The sequence below is a fragment of the Arthrobacter sorbitolis genome, assembly GCF_054510995.1.
This window is the reverse complement of sequence record NZ_JBTNDM010000001.1, coordinates 75,177-91,337: the sequence shown is the minus strand read 5'-3', so window position 1 is coordinate 91,337 and position 16,161 is coordinate 75,177. Positions and strand designations below refer to the sequence as shown.

The window sequence follows — 16,161 nt, the reverse complement described above, 5'->3', positions numbered from 1 at the left end:
CCCTCGTGCAGGGGGTCCTTTCGTTCGTCCGCCCCCGCCGCGTTCCTGGGCGGCGCGGGCAGGACCATCACCTAGACTGGGGGCTCACGAACCCGGACCGCGTCGGACCGGGATCCACTGCCCTTCGGAGATCCTGACTGTGAAGACCCCTGCCGCGCGCCGCCTCCTCCCCGGACGCGTCGAGCGCGGTGCGCTCCCGCTGGCTGCGGTCCTCGTCGCCGCGGTGTCCCTGGTCTCCTGCACGGCCGGCGAGGTCACCCCGCCGCAGCCCTCCGCGACCGTGGCGACGACCGCCGCGGACGCGTCGACCTTCACGTTCGGCACCGCGGCGGACCCGCGGACCCTCGACCCGGCACTGGCCAACGACACCGAGTCCTACCGCGTGACCCAGCAGATGATGGAGGGGCTGGTCGGCGTCGACCCCCTCACCTCGGAGCCGACGCCGCTGCTGGCCGAGTCGTGGGAGGAACAGGAGGACGGCCGCGCCTACGAGTTCACGCTCCGGGACGACGTCGTCTTCCACGACGGCCGGCCCTTCGACGCGGACGCGGTGTGCGCCAACTTCGACCGCTGGTACGACCTGCCCGCGGAGACCCGCGCCGGTTCCTCCCGGCTGCCCTTCGAGAACGTGTTCAAGGCGTACTCCGACCGACCCGACGCCACGCTGTACGCGGGCTGCACCGCGACGTCCGAGTACACCGTGGACCTGCAGCTCCGGGGCAGGATCACGGGACTCATCGCGGCGCTCGCCGCCCCGGCCTTCGCCATGTCCTCTCCGGCAGCGCTCCGGTCCGGAGCGGCGGACGACCTCGGGCAGTCCCGCGACGGCGCGGCCATCTCCCGCTACGGCCTGGCGCCGGTCGGCACGGGACCCTTCCGCCTCGTCTCCTGGACGCCCGGTGCCGTGGACCTCAGCGCCTTCACCGGGTACTGGGGCGAGCGCGGCGAGGTCGAGGAGGTGGTCTTCACGACCATCTCGAACCCCGACTCCCGCGCGCGGGCCCTCACCTCCGGGCGGATCGACGGCTACGACTTCGTGAGCGTCGACAGCGCCGTCGACCTCGCCCGCAACGGCCTGCAGTTCCTGCAGCGCGACCCGTACTCCGTGCTGTACCTCGGCATGAACCAGGCCTTCCCCGGGGTCGACGACGCCCTCTTCCGCCGGGCCGTCGCGCACGCCGTCGACAAGGACGCCCTGATCGAGGGCCGCTTCCTCAACGGCACCAAGCCGGCTCGCCAGTTCATCCCCGAGAAGCTCGGCGTGGGCAACGACACCGTGAACGACTACGGGTACGATCTCGACCTCGCCCGGGAGCTGCTGGAGGAGTCCGGCTACGACGGGCGCGAACTCCCCTTCTACTACCCGCGCAATGTCTCCCGCGCCTACCTCCCCTCGCCCGAGAAGGCCTATGCCGAGCTCAGCCGCCAGCTGACCGAGGCCGGGTTCAACATCGAGCCCGTCCCCGTCGACTGGAGCGACGGCTACGTGGCCGCGGTGCAGGAGCCCGGGGAGCGGGCGTTCCACCTCCTCGGGTGGAGCGGGAGCTACGAGGACCCGGACAACTTCGTCGGCGCCCTCTTCGGGAGCCGCACCGACGAGTTCGGCTACGACGACCCGCAGCTCTTCAGCAAGATCAACCGGGCCCGCGGGCTGCCGGACGGCGAGGACCGGACCGAGGCCTACGCGAGCATCAGCTCGCAGATCGCGGACCGGATCCCTGCGGTACCCCTGGCCTTCCCCATCTCCGCCCTGGCGATGAGCGCCCGCGTCACGTCCTACCCCGTCAGCCCGGTGATGCGCGAGGTGTTCAACCGGATCGACCTGGCGGACGCGGAGCCCCTCCCCGAACCGTCGGCGACGCGGGACTGAGGCACCGGGCCGGGCCGCCCGACCGGGGGTCGGGCCGCGCCGGTCCGCGTGCCTGCGCGGATTTAGGGAGTGTCACTGCCAGCGGCTAGGCTTTCCCTGCTACGACCTCGCGACTGGAGACAACGTTGACCACTAACAATCTGGGCACCCCTGCCAGGACCACCGACGTCGTGCTGATCGGCGGTGGGATCATGAGCGCCACGCTCGGTGCGTTCCTCCGGCAGCTCCAGCCCGAGTGGGGGATCTCCCTCTTCGAGAGGCTCGACGTCGCGGGCCTCGAGAGTTCCGATCCCTGGAACAACGCCGGGACCGGCCACTCCGCCCTGTGCGAGCTGAACTACTCGCCCGCCGGCAAGGACGGCTCGGTGGATCCGGCCAAGGCCGTCGCCATCAACGAGCAGTTCCAGGTATCACGCCAGTTCTGGACGCACATGGTGTCCGAGGGGTACATCGGCGATCCCCGCACCTTCATCAACCCCGTCCCGCACATGAGTTTCGTGTGGGGACAGGCGAACGCGCAGTACCTGCGCAGGCGTTACGAGGCGCTCAGCGCGCAGCCGCTGTTCGAGACCATGGAACACAGCGAGGACCACGGCACGATCGCCGGCTGGACCCCGCTCGTCATGAAGGGCCGCAACCCGTCGCAGCCCGTCGCGGCATCCCGGGTCGAGGGTGGCACCGACGTCGACTTCGGCGCCCTCACCCGCCAGCTCACCGGCTACCTCGGGGGCACGGGGGTGGACCTCCACTACGGCTTCGACGTGCTCGACGTCGCCCGGGCCACCGACGGCCGCTGGGACGTCAAGGTGAGGAACAAGGCCACCGGCGAGACCAGCACCGTCACCACCCGGTTCGTCTTCATCGGTGCCGGCGGCGGCGCGCTCCACCTGCTGCAGCGCAGCGGCATCCCCGAGGGCAAGGGCTTCGCCGGGTTCCCCGTGTCCGGGCAGTTCCTCCGCTGCACCGACCCGGACGTCGTCGGACAGCACAACGCCAAGGTCTACGGCCAGGCCTCGGTGGGCGCCCCGCCCATGTCCGTGCCGCACCTCGACACGCGCTTCGTCAAGGGTGAGCGTTCCCTGCTCTTCGGCCCCTACGCCGGATTCTCCACGAAATTCCTCAAGCGCGGCTCCTACCTGGACCTCCCCTCGTCCATCCGGCCGTCGAACCTCGTACCGATGCTCGCCGTCGGCAAGGACAACATGTCCCTGACCAAGTACCTCATCACCGAGGTGCTGAAGAACCGGGACGCCAAGAACGACTCGCTCACCGAGTTCCTCCCGACGGCCGACGGCGGCAGCTGGGAACTCATCTCGGCGGGCCAGCGTGTGCAGGTCATCAAGAAGGCTCCCAAGAAGGGCGGCGTGCTGCAGTTCGGCACCGAGGTCATCACGTCGGCGGACGGTTCCGTCGGGGCCCTGCTCGGCGCCTCGCCCGGCGCCTCGACGGCCGCCCCGATCATGGTCGAACTGCTCAAGCGGTGCTTCCCGACCAGGATGGCCGACTGGGAGCCGAAGCTCAAGGAGATGCTGCCCGGGTACGGGATCCGGCTCAACGAGAACCCGTCCCTGGCCGCCGAGGTGCAGTCCCTCACCGACCGGGCACTCAAGCTCAAGTAACGACGGCGGTGCCGGACAGCCGGGCGCCCGCCAGCATCGAAGGCAGGTTCCTTGTTCCGTCTGGCCCATCTCTCCCTCGGTAACCGTGCGCTCATCGCGCTCATCACCATCTTCGCCTCCGTCTTCGGCATCATCACGCTCGGGTCCCTCAAGCAGGAACTCATCCCGTCGCTCGAGTTCCCGCAGATCACGGTGCTGTCCAGCGTGCCGGGGGCGTCCTCCGAGTACCTGGACCAGCAGGTGAGCGAACCCCTCGAGGCGGCCCTGAGCGGCGTCGAGGGACTCGAGTCGTCGTCCTCGACCTCACGCTCGGGCGTCTCCACCGTCAGTCTCGTCTTCGTCTACGGCACCGACCTCGACCGGGCGCGGGCGCAGGTGGACCGGGCGATCTCGACGGTACGCCCCACCCTCCCGGAGGACGTCGAGCCGCAGGCACTCGCGGGCAGTATCAGCGACCTGCCCATCGTCTTCATGGCGGTCTCCTCGGATCAGTCCCTCAGCGAGCTCAACGGCGACCTGACCCGGCTGACCGTCCCCCGCCTGCAGAAGATCGACGGTGTGCGGACCGCGGACGTCTCCGGCGGGACCACCCAGCACGTCGCGATCCTCCCGCGGGACGGCGCCCTGGAAGCCGCCGGACTGACCGTCGCGGACCTCACGAGCACGCTCGAGGACAACGGCGCGCTGTTCCCCGTCGGGACGCTCGAGGACGACCCCCGGTCGCTGACCATCCAGGCGGGCAGCCAGATCGGGTCGCTCGACGACATCGCGGCACTGCCGGTGCTCCCGTCGTCCTCGTCGTCCTCGTCGTCCTCCTCGTCGGCCGCCCCCGCCACCATCGGCGGGGTCGCCGACGTCGGGCTGGCCGACGACGCACCCACCTCCGTCACCCGCACCAACGGGGTGGAGACCCTCGCCCTCGCGGTGACCAAGGTGCCGGACGGCGACACCGTGGAGATCTCCCAGCAGATCGTGGAGCTCGTCCCCGACCTCGAGGCAGAGCTCGGGAACGCGGCCGACATCACGGTGGTGTTCGACCAGGCCCCCTTCATCGAGAGCAGCATCGACGACCTCACCACCGAGGGCATCCTGGGCCTCGGCTTCGCCGTCCTGATCATCCTCGTCTTCCTGCTCTCGGTGCGTTCGACCCTCGTGACCGCCATCTCCATCCCGCTGTCCCTGCTCATCACGTTCATCGGCCTGTACGCCGCGGGCTACTCCCTGAACCTGCTGACCCTCGGCGCCCTCACGATCGCCATCGGGCGCGTGGTGGACGACTCGATCGTCGTCATCGAGAACATCAAGCGGCACCTCGGCTACGGGGAGGAGAAGCGCGAGGCCATCCTGACGGCGGTCCGCGAGGTCGCCGGTGCCATCACCGCGTCGACCCTGACGACGGTCGCCGTCTTCGCACCGATCGGGTTCGTCGGCGGGCTCGCCGGCGAGCTCTTCCGCCCGTTCGCCGTGACGACGGGCATCGCCCTGCTGGCGTCCCTCGCGGTGTCGCTGACCATCATCCCGGTGCTGGCCTACTGGTTCCTCCCCCGCACCCCGGCCTCCCGCCGGACCTCCCACCGAACTCCCCACCGGGCGGCACGCCACGCGACGGCGACACCGGAGGACGGCGCCCGGGACGCCCCGGCTCCCGACCGGCCGTCGCTCCTGCAGCGCGGCTACCTGCCGATCCTGACCGGGACCCAGCGCCATCCCGTCGTCACGCTCGCCAGCGGGCTGGTCGTGCTGGGCGCGACGGCGGCGATGGTCCCGTTCCTCCCCACGAACCTCCTCGGCGGCTCGGGCCAGAACAGCTTCTCCCTCACGCAGACCCTGGCGCCGGGCTCCAGCCTCGCGACGACCGCCGAGGCGGCGGGTCGCACCGAGGACATCCTGGCCGCCGACCCGGAGGTCAGGGACGTCCAGCTCACCGTCGGCAACGCGGAGGGAGGGTTCGCCGCCCGGTTCTCCGGCGGAGCCTCCGTGGCGACCTTCACCGTCACCACCGACGAGGAGGCCGACCAGGAGGCCCTCCAGGAATCGATCCGGCAGGACCTCGAAGCCCTGCAGGGCGCCGGCACCTTCTCGCTGTCCAGCCAGCAGGGCGGCTTCGGGACCTCCAGCACCATCGACGTCGACATCACCGCACCCGTAGCGGAGGACCTCGAGGCCGCGAATGCCGCCGTCCTCGACGGCATGCAGGGCCTCGACGGTGCCGGCGAGGTCACGAGCAACCTGTCGGCGGCGCAGCCGCAGATCCAGGTCGACGTGGACCGGGCGGCCGCCGTGGCGGCGGGCCTCACCGAGGGCCAGATCGCGGGCCTGCTCGGCGGGAGGATCAGCCCCGTGCCGGCCGGGTCCGTGCGCTTCGGCGCCGACGACTTCCCGGTCCTGATCGGCGAGGGCACACCCATCACGAGTCTCGACCAGCTCCGCACCCTTCGGGTCCCCACGGCGCGGGGTCCCATCCCCCTCACGGACGTCGCATCCGTCGAGGAGGTGCAGGTGCCGCTCTCGGTCACCAGCACCAACGGCGAGCGGACCGCGCGGATCTCCATCACCCCCTCGGGGGACGACCTCGGCAGCCTGACGACCGCGGTGGACGAACGCCTCTCCGGCATCGACCTGCCGGCCGGCGCGACGGCGTCGGTCGGAGGAGCCTCGAGCCAGCAGGCCGAGTCCTTCGACCAGTTGTTCCTGGCGCTCTGGGCGGCCGTCGCCATCGTCTACGTCATCATGGTCGCGACGTTCAAGAGCCTCGTGCAGCCGCTGATCCTGCTCGTGTCGATCCCCTTCGCCGCCACGGGCGCCATCGCGCTGCTGCTGATCACGCGGATCCCGCTGGGACTGCCCTCGCTCATCGGGATGCTGATGCTCGTGGGCATCGTGGTCACCAACGCGATCGTGCTGATCGACCTCATCAACCAGTACCGCCTGCCGCGCAACGGCACGCCCGGCCTGCCCGTCGCGGAAGCCATCCGCGAGGGCGCCCGCCAGCGCCTCCGGCCGATCCTCATGACCGCCCTCGCCACGATCTTCGCGCTCACGCCGATGGCACTCGGCCTCACGGGCGAGGGGGGCTTCATCTCGCAGCCGCTGGCCGTCGTCGTGATCGGCGGCCTCGTCTCCTCGACGGCCCTGACGCTCGTCCTCGTGCCGGTCCTCTACCGTCTCGTGGAAGGGCGCCGCGAGGACCGCGCGCGGCGACGCCCGGCCGACGCGACCGCCTGACGTCGTCGGACCCGTGCCGCGCGTCCCGCGTATGATGGATGCAAACGTATCCAAGGGCCGGGAGAACCGGCGGGAGGCCGGGAAGCAGTCATGGGCGACCAGTCGAACACCGGCACGGGACAGCCCGGGGCGACCCTCGACTCCGAGGGCATGTCGGGCGCCTCGGTGCGGCAGGCGTCGGAGACCTGGGAATCGCTGTTCCGCGCGCAGGTGGGCGTGATGCGCCGCATCCGCCAGGATCCGGCCTTCCGGGAACTGCCCATCGGCGAGTACGACGTCCTGTTCAACCTGAGCCGCTGCCCCGGTGGCTGGACGCGCCTGAACGAGCTCAACCACCACCTCCTGATCAGCCAGCCCAGCCTCAGCCGCATGGTGGACCGCCTCGAGGCCAGGAACCTGGTGCGGAAGCGTCCGGCCGAGACCGACCAGCGCGGCGTCGAGCTGGCGCTGACGGACGAGGGCAGGGCGCTGCAGCGGCGCATCGGGTCTGCGCACGTGCATCGCATCCAGGACGTGCTGGCTCCCGTGCTGGACGCGGCCGAGATGGAACAGCTCAGGGCGCTCACGGACAAGATCAACGCGGGCCTGGGGTAGTACCGGCCGGGTGCCGGGTCAGCGCAGGGACAACCGGTCCTCCGCGCGCTCGACGGGAAGTTCGTCGACGGTGGCGGTCACCGACAGGTGCGTGAGCAGCAGCGAACCCCCCACCGTCGAGACGAACGCGGTGTCTGTGGCGTCGCTGCCCGTCGCGATGCGCAGCATCGACGCGCGCGGCGCGAGGCCCGTGGCGTCCAGCAGGTGCCAGGCGCCGTCGACCCAGGCCTCCACCACGGCGTGGAAGTCCATCGGGCTCAGTCCCGGGGCGTACACCGACGCGAGGCGGGCGGGGATGTCCCGCGCGCGCAGGAGGGCGATCACGAGGTGGGCGTAGTCGCGGCAGACGCCCCTGCGGGCGAGGAGGGTGTCCACCGCGCCGTCGGTGAAACGGGACGACCCCGAGACGTAGGACAGTTCTCCCGCGACCCAGGTGCGCAGTCCCTGGGCGAGGTCCGCTCCCCGCAGGTCGGGGAACACCGCGTAGGCGGTGGGCAGGATCCTGTCGGACTCGGCGTAGCGGCTCGGGCGGACGTAGCGCACGAGGTCGACGTCGTCGCGGGGTGCCGGAGGCGCCTGCCCCGTCACGGTGGCGCGGTACCGCACGTCGAGCGTGGAGGCCCGTGGCGTGGTGAGCAGGTGCAGCCGGCTGCCGTCCCTGTCCTGCCGCATGCGGAACTCGGCCGGTTCACCGTCGACGAGCACCGTCAGCTGCTCATCCACCGCCTCGTAGGCCTCGGGAGCGGCCACGGCGATCGACAGGACGACCTCGGTGCCGGCGATCGTCGTGGCGCCGAGGTCGGCGGAGACAGTGCGCTGCATGGTTCGTTGCTCCCGGTAGGCGATCGGTTCCCTCCCAACTCTATGCTGGGGCAGGAGCGGCACCCTCGGCACCGGGCGGCATCCCCGACCGGGCACGACACCCACGCAGGAAAGGCACCTCATGAGCGACTTCACGGCGGATTCCATCGGCGACCTGACGGGCAGGCGCGTGGTCATCACCGGCGCCAACAGCGGACTGGGGCTGCAGACCGCGGTCGGCCTGGCGAGGAAGGGCGCCCACGTGGTGCTCGCCTGCCGCAACGAGCAGCGCGGACGCGAGACCGAGGGGCGTGTCCGCTCCCTCACCGGGAGTGAGGGCGTGGAGATGAGGGTTCTGGATCTCGCGAGCCTGTCCTCCGTCCGCGAGTTCGCGGCCGGCCTCGAGGGGCCCGTGCACATCCTCGTGAACAACGCCGGCGTCATGGCCACGCCGAGGTCCGCCACCGCCGACGGTTTCGAGCTGCAGTTCGGTACCAACCACCTCGGGCATTTCGCGCTGACGGGCCTGCTGCTCCCGAACCTGCGCGAGGCGGGGTCCGCCCGCGTCGTCACGCTGTCGAGCCTCGCGCACAAGCGGGGACGCATCGACTTCGGGGACCTGCAGTCGGAGCGCCGGTACCGGCGCTGGGGCGCCTACGGCCAGAGCAAGATCGCCAACCTGTACTTCATGGTGGAGCTCGACCGGCGGGCACGCGCCGCAGGGTGGGACCTCACCTCCGTGGCGGCGCACCCCGGCCTGGCCAACACGAACCTCACCGCGGGCATGCAGGCCCCCGTGCTCGACGCCTTCGGCGGCTTCCTCAAGCTGATGGGCCAGTCCGACGCCGCAGGCGCCCTGCCCACCCTGTACGCGGCGACGGCCCCGGACGTCCACGGCGGCGACTACTACGGCCCGTCCGGCCCGGGCGAGACCCGCGGCGCACCCCGCCTCGTCGCCCCCGTGCCCCGGGTCCTCGACCGCGACACCGCGGTACGGCTCTGGAACCGCAGCGTCGAGCTGACCGGCGTCGACTTCGCGACCCTCCAGCCCGCCGCCTGACGGGCCCCCGTCAGCTCGCCGGGCCCGCCCCGACCCGCACGGACAGGATCATCTCCCGGACGGTCGCGAACTCCGGGGTGGCGTAGTACGCCTCGGCCTCCCCGATGGTGCCGAAGGAGACGGTCTGGGGTCCGGTCTCCGCCGGCGCCTTGGGTACCAGCACCTCGAGGTCGCCGAAACTGAACCGGCCGAGGGCGTCGCTCCCCTGGACGGTGTTGGGCAGCGAGCACGCCAGCCCGTCGGCTCCCCCGACCGCATCGGTGATGCCGTAGGAGCCGAAGAAGCGGAAGCCCGTGATGAGCCGGACGACGAAGCGGGGTTCGATGCCGGTGGCGGCGGGGACCTCGCCGGTCAGGGGAAGCGGCTCGCTGCCGATGACGTAATAGGGGGTGCGCTGCGGCTCGGGGCAGGGCACCTCGGGCGTGACGATACCCGTGTGCAGCTCGGCGGCCGTGGTCCCCTCCGGCGTGCGGACCGCGTAGTGCAGCGAGCCCGGCGCATACGTGCCCACCGCCGGTTCGAGCGGCTGCACGACCCACGCCTCGGGCAGTTCGAAGCTCACGAGCCGCCCGGGATCGGTGAACACCTTCCATCCGTCGCGTGCCTCCCGCAACGGCGCCGCCGTGGGTCCGGCCGTGGCGGGGGCGGACACGGACGGCGATGGCGAGGCCGACCCGTCGTCCTGCGGTGCCGAGCACGAGGCCAGCAGGAGGCAGGCGAGAACGGCGGCGACGACGGCCGGCCCTCCCCGGCGTGCCGGCCGAACCGGCCGTGCCGGTCGTGCGGGTCCTGCCGGTCGGGCATCCTGCCCGGTACTTCCAACCTGCTGCATGACGTCTCCCCGTCGGTCCGGCCCGGTGTCGCCAGTCTAGGCTCCGGTGAGGCTGCCGTCGGGCCGTGCCGCGCCGAGCGAGCGGACGGCCTGCACGGACGCGACGACGGCGACGGCGGCGGCCTGGAGCTCGTCCGGGGTGGTGGCCCGGGTCCACGAGAACCGCACGGCGGTCGACGCGGTCTCCTCGTCGAGGCCGAGCGCCAGGAGCACGCCCGAGGGTTCGGTGGAACCGGCCGCGCAGGCCGACCCGCTCGAGCAGACCACCCCGCGGCGCTCGAGCTCCAGGAGCACAGCCTCGCCGTTCACGCCCGGGAAGCAGAACGAGGCGAGGTTGGGGAGCCGGCGGTCCGGGTCGCCCGTCAGGAGCGCCCCGGTCCCACCGGTGAGGACGGAGGAGACGAAGGCGTCCCGCCCCGTCGCTGCCGCCACGGCCGCCGCCGGCAGGGAGGCCTGCGCGAGCTCGAGCGCCCGCGCGAGGCCCACGGCGCCCGCGACGTTCTCCGTCCCGGACCTGCGCCCGCGCTCCTGGCCTCCGCCGTGCAGCACGGGCTCGCACGGCGTCCCGCCGCGGAGGTACAGCAGCCCGGTGCCCTTCGGGGTGCCGAGCTTGTGTCCCGAGAGGCTGAGTGCCGTGACCCCGAGGCGGCCCACATCGAGGGGGAGCCAGCCCGCGGCCTGCACCGCGTCGGAGTGGAACGGGACCCCCGCGCGACGGCACACGCCGGCCAGCGCCTCGATGTCCTGGACGGTCCCCACCTCGTTGTTCGCGTACATCACGGTGCACAGCGTCGTGGAGTCGTCGAGCGCGGCGGCCAGCGTGGACTCGGCGACGAGGCCGGTGTCCGAGACGGGCAGGATCGTGGTGCGGAAACCGTGGAACCTGCGGAGGTAGGCGAGGACTTCCAGTACCGCCGGGTGCTCGATCGCGCTCGCGACGATGTGACGCCCCCGCGGGGCGGCGAGCGCAATGCCCTTGAGCGCGAGGTTGTTGGCCTCGGTCCCGCCCGAGGTGAAGACGATCTCCGAGGGCCGGCACCCGAGCAGCGCCGCGATCCGGGAGCGGGCTCGCGAGAACTCCGCGGCGGCGGCCTCGCCGTACATGTGGTGGCTCGAGGGGTTGCCGAAGGTCGCGGTCAGGAGGGGCCACATCTCCTCGAGGACCTCTCGCCTCGCGGGGGCGGTCGCCGCGGCGTCAAGGTAGATCATGGGGGCCACCGGCCGGGCCGGGCTGCGCGGTGAAGTCCAGGCCGAGGTCGAGGGACCGGACGCTGTGGGTGAGGGCCCCGGCGGAGATGATGTCCACGCCGGTGGCCGCGATGGCCGCCACGGTGTCCGGCCGGACGTTGCCGCTCGCCTCGACGAGCGCACGTCCGCCGATCCGGCGCACGCCCTCCATCAGGTCGTCCAGTCCGAAGTTGTCGAGCATGATGGTGTCGACCCCTGCGGCGAGGACGGGTTCGAGCTGGTCCAGGCGGTCCACCTCGACCTCGACGTGCATGGTGTGCGGCACCCGGGACCGCACCGCGAGCAGGGCCTCGGTGAGGGCTGCGGGGCCGTCGACGGCGAGCAGGGCGAGGTGGTTGTCCTTGACCATGACCGCATCCGACAGGCTGGACCGGTGGTTGGAACCGCCGCCGCACCGGACCGCCCACCGCTCGAGCGTCCGGAGCCCGGGCGTCGTCTTGCGTGTGTCGACGATGCGCGCATCCGTGCCCTCAGCCGCGTCCACGAAGGCGCGCGTCAGCGTGGCGATCCCGCTCAGCCGCTGGGCGAGGTTGAGTGCCGTCCGTTCCGCCGTGAGGATCCCCGCCGCCGGTCCGCTGATGTCGGCCAGGACGTCACCGGCGTCGAACCGCGAGCCGTCCGCCCGCGGGAAGTCCACGCGGATGCGTGGATCCGTGAGGCGCATCGCGGCCTCGACCGCGGCCGTCCCGCAGAGGATCCCGGGCTCGCGCGCCGTGATGGTCGCCCTGGCCTCCAGATCGGGGTGGATGAGCGCCTGACACGTGATGTCGCCCCAGGGGGCGTCCTCGGCGAGCGCGGCGGCGACGATCGCGTCGATCAGGTGCTGGGGTGGCGGGGGTGGGGGCACGGCAGTGGAGATGGGGTTGCCGGCGGTCTGCGTCATGGTGTTGCTCCTCGTGTGGCTCGGACATAGGACCGGCTCGGGGCGGGGTGGCCGGGTGCTGCGTCGGGCTGGTCCTCGCGGAAGTGCGCGCCGCAGGACCCTGTCCGGGTGGCTGCCGCGTGAACGAGCAGCCGGGCGCACAGCAGGAGATTCGCCGTCTCGGGATCGGTGCCGGGGTGGTATGACGCGAGGTGCTTGCGTGCGAGGTCGAGCCCGCCCTGCGTGCGCAGGATCCCTGCGTGGTCGGACATCAGCACCTGCAGGTCCCGTCGCGTGAACGACTGCGTCGGGGTCTCCTCGTCCTCCAGGTCGAGGGCCTCGGCGTCGAAGCGGGGGACCCCTCCCCCGCCGTCGGCGATCGCCCGGGCGCAGCGGGCACCGAACACCACTCCTTCGAGCAGGCTGTTCGAGGCGAGCCGGTTGGCACCGTGCACACCCGTGCACGCGACCTCCCCGACGGCGAAGAGCCCGGGCACCGAGGTCCGCCCCTCCGTGTCCGTCCGGACGCCGCCCATCCAGTAGTGGGCGGCGGGGACGACGGGCACGGGGTCGGCGGACCAGTCGAGTCCGTGCCGAGCCGTGAGCGCCGTGAGGGACGGGAAGCGCCTGGCCAGGAAGGCGGCTCCGAGCGCCGTCGCATCGAGCCGCACACGCGGGGCCCGTCCCGTCGTCCGGGCGGACGCATCCGGGGCGGACCGGGAGGCGAGCTGGGAGGCGAGGGCGCGGGCGACGACGTCGCGCGGTGCGAGGTCCCCGTCGGGGTGGTGATCGGTCATGAACGCGCGTCCGGCGTCGTCGACGAGGCGGGCGCCCTCGCCGCGGACGGCCTCCGAGATGAGCGGGTTCCCCGGGGCGTCGAGGGAGGTGGGATGGAACTGGAAGAACTCGAGGTCCGCGACCACGGCACCCGCCCGCCATGCCAGCGCCACGCCGTCGCCCGTGCTGATCACCGGATTCGTGGTGTGCTCGAAGAGCTGCCCCGCGCCTCCCGTCGCCAGCACGACGGCGTCCGCCCCGACTCGCCGGGCCCTCCCCTCGCCGAGCACCTCGACGCCGATCGCACGCGGAGCGCTGCCCCGTACGCCACCCGGCGCGCCGTCGAGCAGGATCCGCGTCACAAGGGTGTTCTCGAGGACGCGGATCCCCCCGTCGGCGCGGACGGCCGCGACGAGCGCGTCCACCAGACCGGCACCGGTGGCGTCGCCCCCGATGTGCAGGATCCTCGCGGCGGAGTGGGCGGCCTCCCGGCCCCGGGCCATCGACGCGCGGGCTCGGGTGTCGGCGGAATCCTCGGCACCCGTGCCGGTACCGGTATCAGTATCGGTATCGGTATCGGCGGCATCGGCGGCATCGGCGGCATCGACGGTGTCGAAGACGACCCCCGCCTGTTCCAACGCCCGGACACCGTCCGCGGCACCCCGGCAGAGGACGGTGACGGCGTGGGGATCGGCCAGGCCGGCACCCGCGGCCAGCGTGTCGGCGATGTGCGCCTCCACCGAATCCTGGACCGGCTTCTCGCCCGGCTCCCCGGCCGGATGCCGCGCCGGATCGCCCGCCGGCTCGCCCGCCCTATCCCCGCCGGTCCGCTCCTGCGGGCGCTCGCCCGAACGGCGCGGCACGACGGCCGCGATGCCGCCCTGCGCGTACCGGGTGTTGCTCTCGGCGAGGGCGGCCTTGCAGAGCAGGACGACCTCGCGGCACGGATCGAGGCGACGGAGCACCAGGGCGGTCTGCAGCCCGGCGACACCGGCGCCGACGACGACGGCCCGATCGACCGGACGACCGGCGCCCCGCGGCGCCGGACCGGGGCTCCCCGGCGTCATGGCGTGACCGCGAGCATCCGGTTCAACGCCACGCGAGCGGGAACGGCGACGCTGTCGGGGACGGTGATCCGGTTGAGCACCCGCCCCTCGACGAGGCCCTCGAGCACCCACGCCAGGTACCCGGGGTGGATGCGATACATCGTGGAGCACGGGCAGATGACCGGGTCGAGGCAGAAGATGGTGTGCTCGGGGTACTGAACGGCGAGCCGGCTCACCATGGTGACCTCCGTGCCGATCGCGAAGGTGCTCCCGGGTGCGGCCGCTGCGATCGCCTTCCGGATGTAGTCGGTGGAGCCCGACTCGTCCGCGGCGTCCACCACGGGCATCGGGCATTCCGGGTGCACGATCACGCGCACGTCCGGGTGGTCGGCGCGTGCCTTCTCGATCTGGTCCACCGTGAATCGCCGGTGTACCGAGCAGAAGCCGTGCCAGAGGATCACGCGCGAGTCGCGCAGGGTCTGCTCGTCCGTCCCACCCCAGGGCTTGCGGGGATTCCACATCGGCATCTGCTCGAGCGGCACGCCCATCGCCTTGGCCGTGTTGCGGCCGAGGTGCTGGTCGGGGAAGAACAGCACGCGCCGGCCCCGCTCGAAGGCCCAGGCGAGGACCGCAGCGGCGTTCGAGGACGTGCAGACGATCCCGCCGTGCTCGCCGCAGAACCCCTTGAGCGCGGCCGAGGAGTTCATGTAGGTCACGGGGATGACGGGCTGGAGACCGTCGGCGTCCTGCCCGGATCCGAGGAGGGCGGTCAGCTGCTCCCAGCATTCGGAGACCGAATCGATGTCCGCCATGTCAGCCATGGAGCAGCCCGCCGCCAGGTTGGGCAGGAGGACGGACTGCTGGGGCGTCGACAGCATGTCCGCCGTCTCCGCCATGAAGTGGACGCCGCAGAAGACGATGGACCGGGCGGCGGAGCGCTCCGTGGCGGCGCGGGCCAGCTGGTAGCTGTCCCCCACGAAGTCGGCGTACCGGACCACCTCGTCGCGCTGGTAGAAGTGCCCGAGGATGACCAACGACTCCCCGAGCGTGTCCTTCGCGGCGAGGATGCGGCGGTCGAGCTCGTCGTCGGAGGCGTTCCTGTACTCCTCCGGGAGTTCGCCCTGCCGGGGGGTCGCCGGTGGGGCGGGATCGTGCATCGACGCGCCGGGCCCGTAGGTGGGCAGCGGGAGGGCGTCGAACGCCCACGGGTCGCGGGCGAGGTTCGGCGAGCAGGTCGTGGGTGCTGCGGCACCGGCCTCGCCTCGTGGGACGAGCTTGATGGTGGCGGACATGTGCATCTCCCTGGGGTGGGGCCGGCAGGCTTCGGTCGGCGACGGAATCGGGGCGGTTCGGAGGGATAGGACGACGGGGTAGGACGACGGGTGACCGGGACGGCCGGCCGACTACGCAGGTCCCGAGGGGGGCTCTGCGACGGGCGATCCGGTGTAGCGGTAGAGGCGCGGCGGCCGGTTGCGTCCGCCCTGGAGCACCTCGTCGGTCGCGGCGATGTCCTTCGCGGACCGGAACTGGCGCCGGAAGTTGGCCGGGTCGAGGTGCCGCCCGAGGACGGCCTCGTAGACTCCGCGCAGCTGCGAGAGCGTGAACCGGTCGCCCAGGAAGTGGTAGGCGACGGATCCGTATTCGATCTTGCCGCGTAGCCGCTGCAGGGCGTAGGCCACGATCTCGTCGTGGTCGAAGGCGAGGCCGGCCGCCTCGGACGCGCGGAACCACCTGACGTTCTCCGATTCCCGGGCCAGGCCGGCCTGGTCCGGCCTGACGAGCGCCCAGTAGACGATGGACACGACGCGCTGTGTGGCGGCCCGGTCCAGCCCGCCGAACGCGTAGAGCTGCTCGAGGTACGTCGGCTCGAGGTCCGTCGTCTCCCTCAGGTTGCGGGCCGCGGCGTCCTGCAGCGATTCGCTCCCGCCGAGCGGTCCGCCGGGGAGCGCCCACTTGCCGAGGTGGGGTTGCCGGACCCTCCGGACGAGCGGCAGCCAGATCTCCTGGCGGCCCGAGGAGGCGTCCGAACGGAGCGCGAAGATGACGGTCGAGATGGCGAGGGCGGGTGCCTGCGCCTGCCGCTCCGAGACGTTGGCCGAGCTGTACATACCCGGTCCTTTCGTCATCGCGGGGCGACCCTACTTAGGGTCGAAATGACTATAACTCAAGCGCTCGCGGGTGGGTAGACGTATCGAGGTCTGCCCGGGCGGCCACGCCCACGGATCGC

12 protein-coding genes are annotated in these 16,161 nt (G+C 72.0%); 5 read left to right on the top strand and 7 right to left on the bottom strand.

The window, feature by feature from the left end:
* The first annotated feature begins 139 nt into the window (after positions 1-139).
* The 4 genes from ACX80K_RS00425 (at position 140) to ACX80K_RS00410 (ending at position 7,308) form a co-directional block, all read left to right on the top strand.
* Positions 140-1,870 (top strand): ABC transporter substrate-binding protein, encoded by a 1,731-nt coding sequence (locus tag ACX80K_RS00425; protein ID WP_459269925.1) that lies wholly within the window; start codon positions 140-142, stop codon positions 1,868-1,870.
* Between the two features lie 140 nt (positions 1,871-2,010).
* A complete protein-coding gene (locus ACX80K_RS00420; RefSeq protein ID WP_459270654.1) occupies positions 2,011-3,489 on the top strand; it encodes a malate:quinone oxidoreductase in 1,479 nt (492 codons plus the stop codon).
* Between the two features lie 51 nt (positions 3,490-3,540).
* A complete protein-coding gene (locus tag ACX80K_RS00415; protein ID WP_459269924.1) occupies positions 3,541-6,714 on the top strand; it encodes an efflux RND transporter permease subunit in 3,174 nt (1,057 codons plus the stop codon).
* 150 nt (positions 6,715-6,864) lie between these two features.
* Positions 6,865-7,308 carry a MarR family winged helix-turn-helix transcriptional regulator gene (locus ACX80K_RS00410; protein ID WP_459270653.1) on the top strand — a complete coding sequence of 148 codons (444 nt, stop codon included), beginning with the start codon at positions 6,865-6,867 and terminating at the stop codon, positions 7,306-7,308.
* A gap of 18 nt (positions 7,309-7,326) precedes the next feature.
* On the opposite strand, the gene ACX80K_RS00405 is transcribed toward ACX80K_RS00410, so the two are convergent.
* The gene (locus ACX80K_RS00405) at positions 7,327-8,130 is read right to left on the bottom strand and encodes a transglutaminase-like domain-containing protein (RefSeq protein ID WP_459269923.1); all 804 of its coding nucleotides are present in this window, start codon (positions 8,128-8,130) and stop codon (positions 7,327-7,329) included.
* A 121-nt stretch (positions 8,131-8,251) separates the two neighbouring features.
* Between ACX80K_RS00405 and ACX80K_RS00400 the strand changes: the two genes are divergently transcribed.
* Positions 8,252-9,169 (top strand): oxidoreductase, encoded by a 918-nt coding sequence (locus tag ACX80K_RS00400; RefSeq protein ID WP_459269922.1) that lies wholly within the window; start codon positions 8,252-8,254, stop codon positions 9,167-9,169.
* A 10-nt stretch (positions 9,170-9,179) separates the two neighbouring features.
* On the opposite strand, the gene ACX80K_RS00395 is transcribed toward ACX80K_RS00400, so the two are convergent.
* The 6 genes from ACX80K_RS00395 to ACX80K_RS00370 form a co-directional block, all read right to left on the bottom strand.
* Entirely contained in the window at positions 9,180-10,001 is an 822-nt protein-coding gene (locus ACX80K_RS00395; protein ID WP_459269921.1) for a hypothetical protein, read from the bottom strand.
* 36 nt (positions 10,002-10,037) lie between these two features.
* A complete protein-coding gene (locus ACX80K_RS00390; protein ID WP_459269920.1) occupies positions 10,038-11,210 on the bottom strand; it encodes a cysteine desulfurase family protein in 1,173 nt (390 codons plus the stop codon).
* On the bottom strand, positions 11,197-12,132 hold the full coding sequence (nadC, locus tag ACX80K_RS00385; protein ID WP_459269919.1) for a carboxylating nicotinate-nucleotide diphosphorylase: 936 nt from the start codon (positions 12,130-12,132) through the stop codon (positions 11,197-11,199). Before nadC ends, ACX80K_RS00390 begins: the two co-directional genes overlap by 14 nt.
* Positions 12,129-13,955, bottom strand: coding sequence for an L-aspartate oxidase (locus ACX80K_RS00380; RefSeq protein WP_459269918.1), 1,827 nt, complete (start codon positions 13,953-13,955; stop codon positions 12,129-12,131). The genes nadC and ACX80K_RS00380 overlap by 4 nt, the downstream gene beginning before the upstream one ends.
* Positions 13,952-15,232 (bottom strand): quinolinate synthase NadA, encoded by a 1,281-nt coding sequence (nadA, locus tag ACX80K_RS00375; RefSeq protein WP_459269917.1) that lies wholly within the window; start codon positions 15,230-15,232, stop codon positions 13,952-13,954. The genes ACX80K_RS00380 and nadA overlap by 4 nt, the downstream gene beginning before the upstream one ends.
* A gap of 105 nt (positions 15,233-15,337) precedes the next feature.
* The gene (locus ACX80K_RS00370) at positions 15,338-16,042 is read right to left on the bottom strand and encodes an NUDIX hydrolase (RefSeq protein WP_459269916.1); all 705 of its coding nucleotides are present in this window, start codon (positions 16,040-16,042) and stop codon (positions 15,338-15,340) included.
* Positions 16,043-16,161 lie beyond the last annotated feature (119 nt).

Bases quoted from the DNA above. Each gene is read 5' to 3' on its own strand.
- ACX80K_RS00410 (WP_459270653.1), top strand. From the start codon at position 6,865: ATGTCGGGCGCCTCGGTGCGGCAGGCGTCGGAGACCTGGGAATCGCTG.
- ACX80K_RS00405 (WP_459269923.1), bottom strand. From the start codon at position 8,130: ATGCAGCGCACTGTCTCCGCCGACCTCGGCGCCACGACGATCGCCGGC.
- ACX80K_RS00400 (WP_459269922.1), top strand. From the start codon at position 8,252: ATGAGCGACTTCACGGCGGATTCCATCGGCGACCTGACGGGCAGGCGC.
- ACX80K_RS00395 (WP_459269921.1), bottom strand. From the start codon at position 10,001: ATGCAGCAGGTTGGAAGTACCGGGCAGGATGCCCGACCGGCAGGACCC.
- ACX80K_RS00390 (WP_459269920.1), bottom strand. From the start codon at position 11,210: ATGATCTACCTTGACGCCGCGGCGACCGCCCCCGCGAGGCGAGAGGTC.
- nadC (WP_459269919.1), bottom strand. From the start codon at position 12,132: ATGACGCAGACCGCCGGCAACCCCATCTCCACTGCCGTGCCCCCACCC.
- ACX80K_RS00380 (WP_459269918.1), bottom strand. From the start codon at position 13,955: ATGACGCCGGGGAGCCCCGGTCCGGCGCCGCGGGGCGCCGGTCGTCCG.
- nadA (WP_459269917.1), bottom strand. From the start codon at position 15,232: ATGCACATGTCCGCCACCATCAAGCTCGTCCCACGAGGCGAGGCCGGT.
- ACX80K_RS00370 (WP_459269916.1), bottom strand. From the start codon at position 16,042: ATGTACAGCTCGGCCAACGTCTCGGAGCGGCAGGCGCAGGCACCCGCC.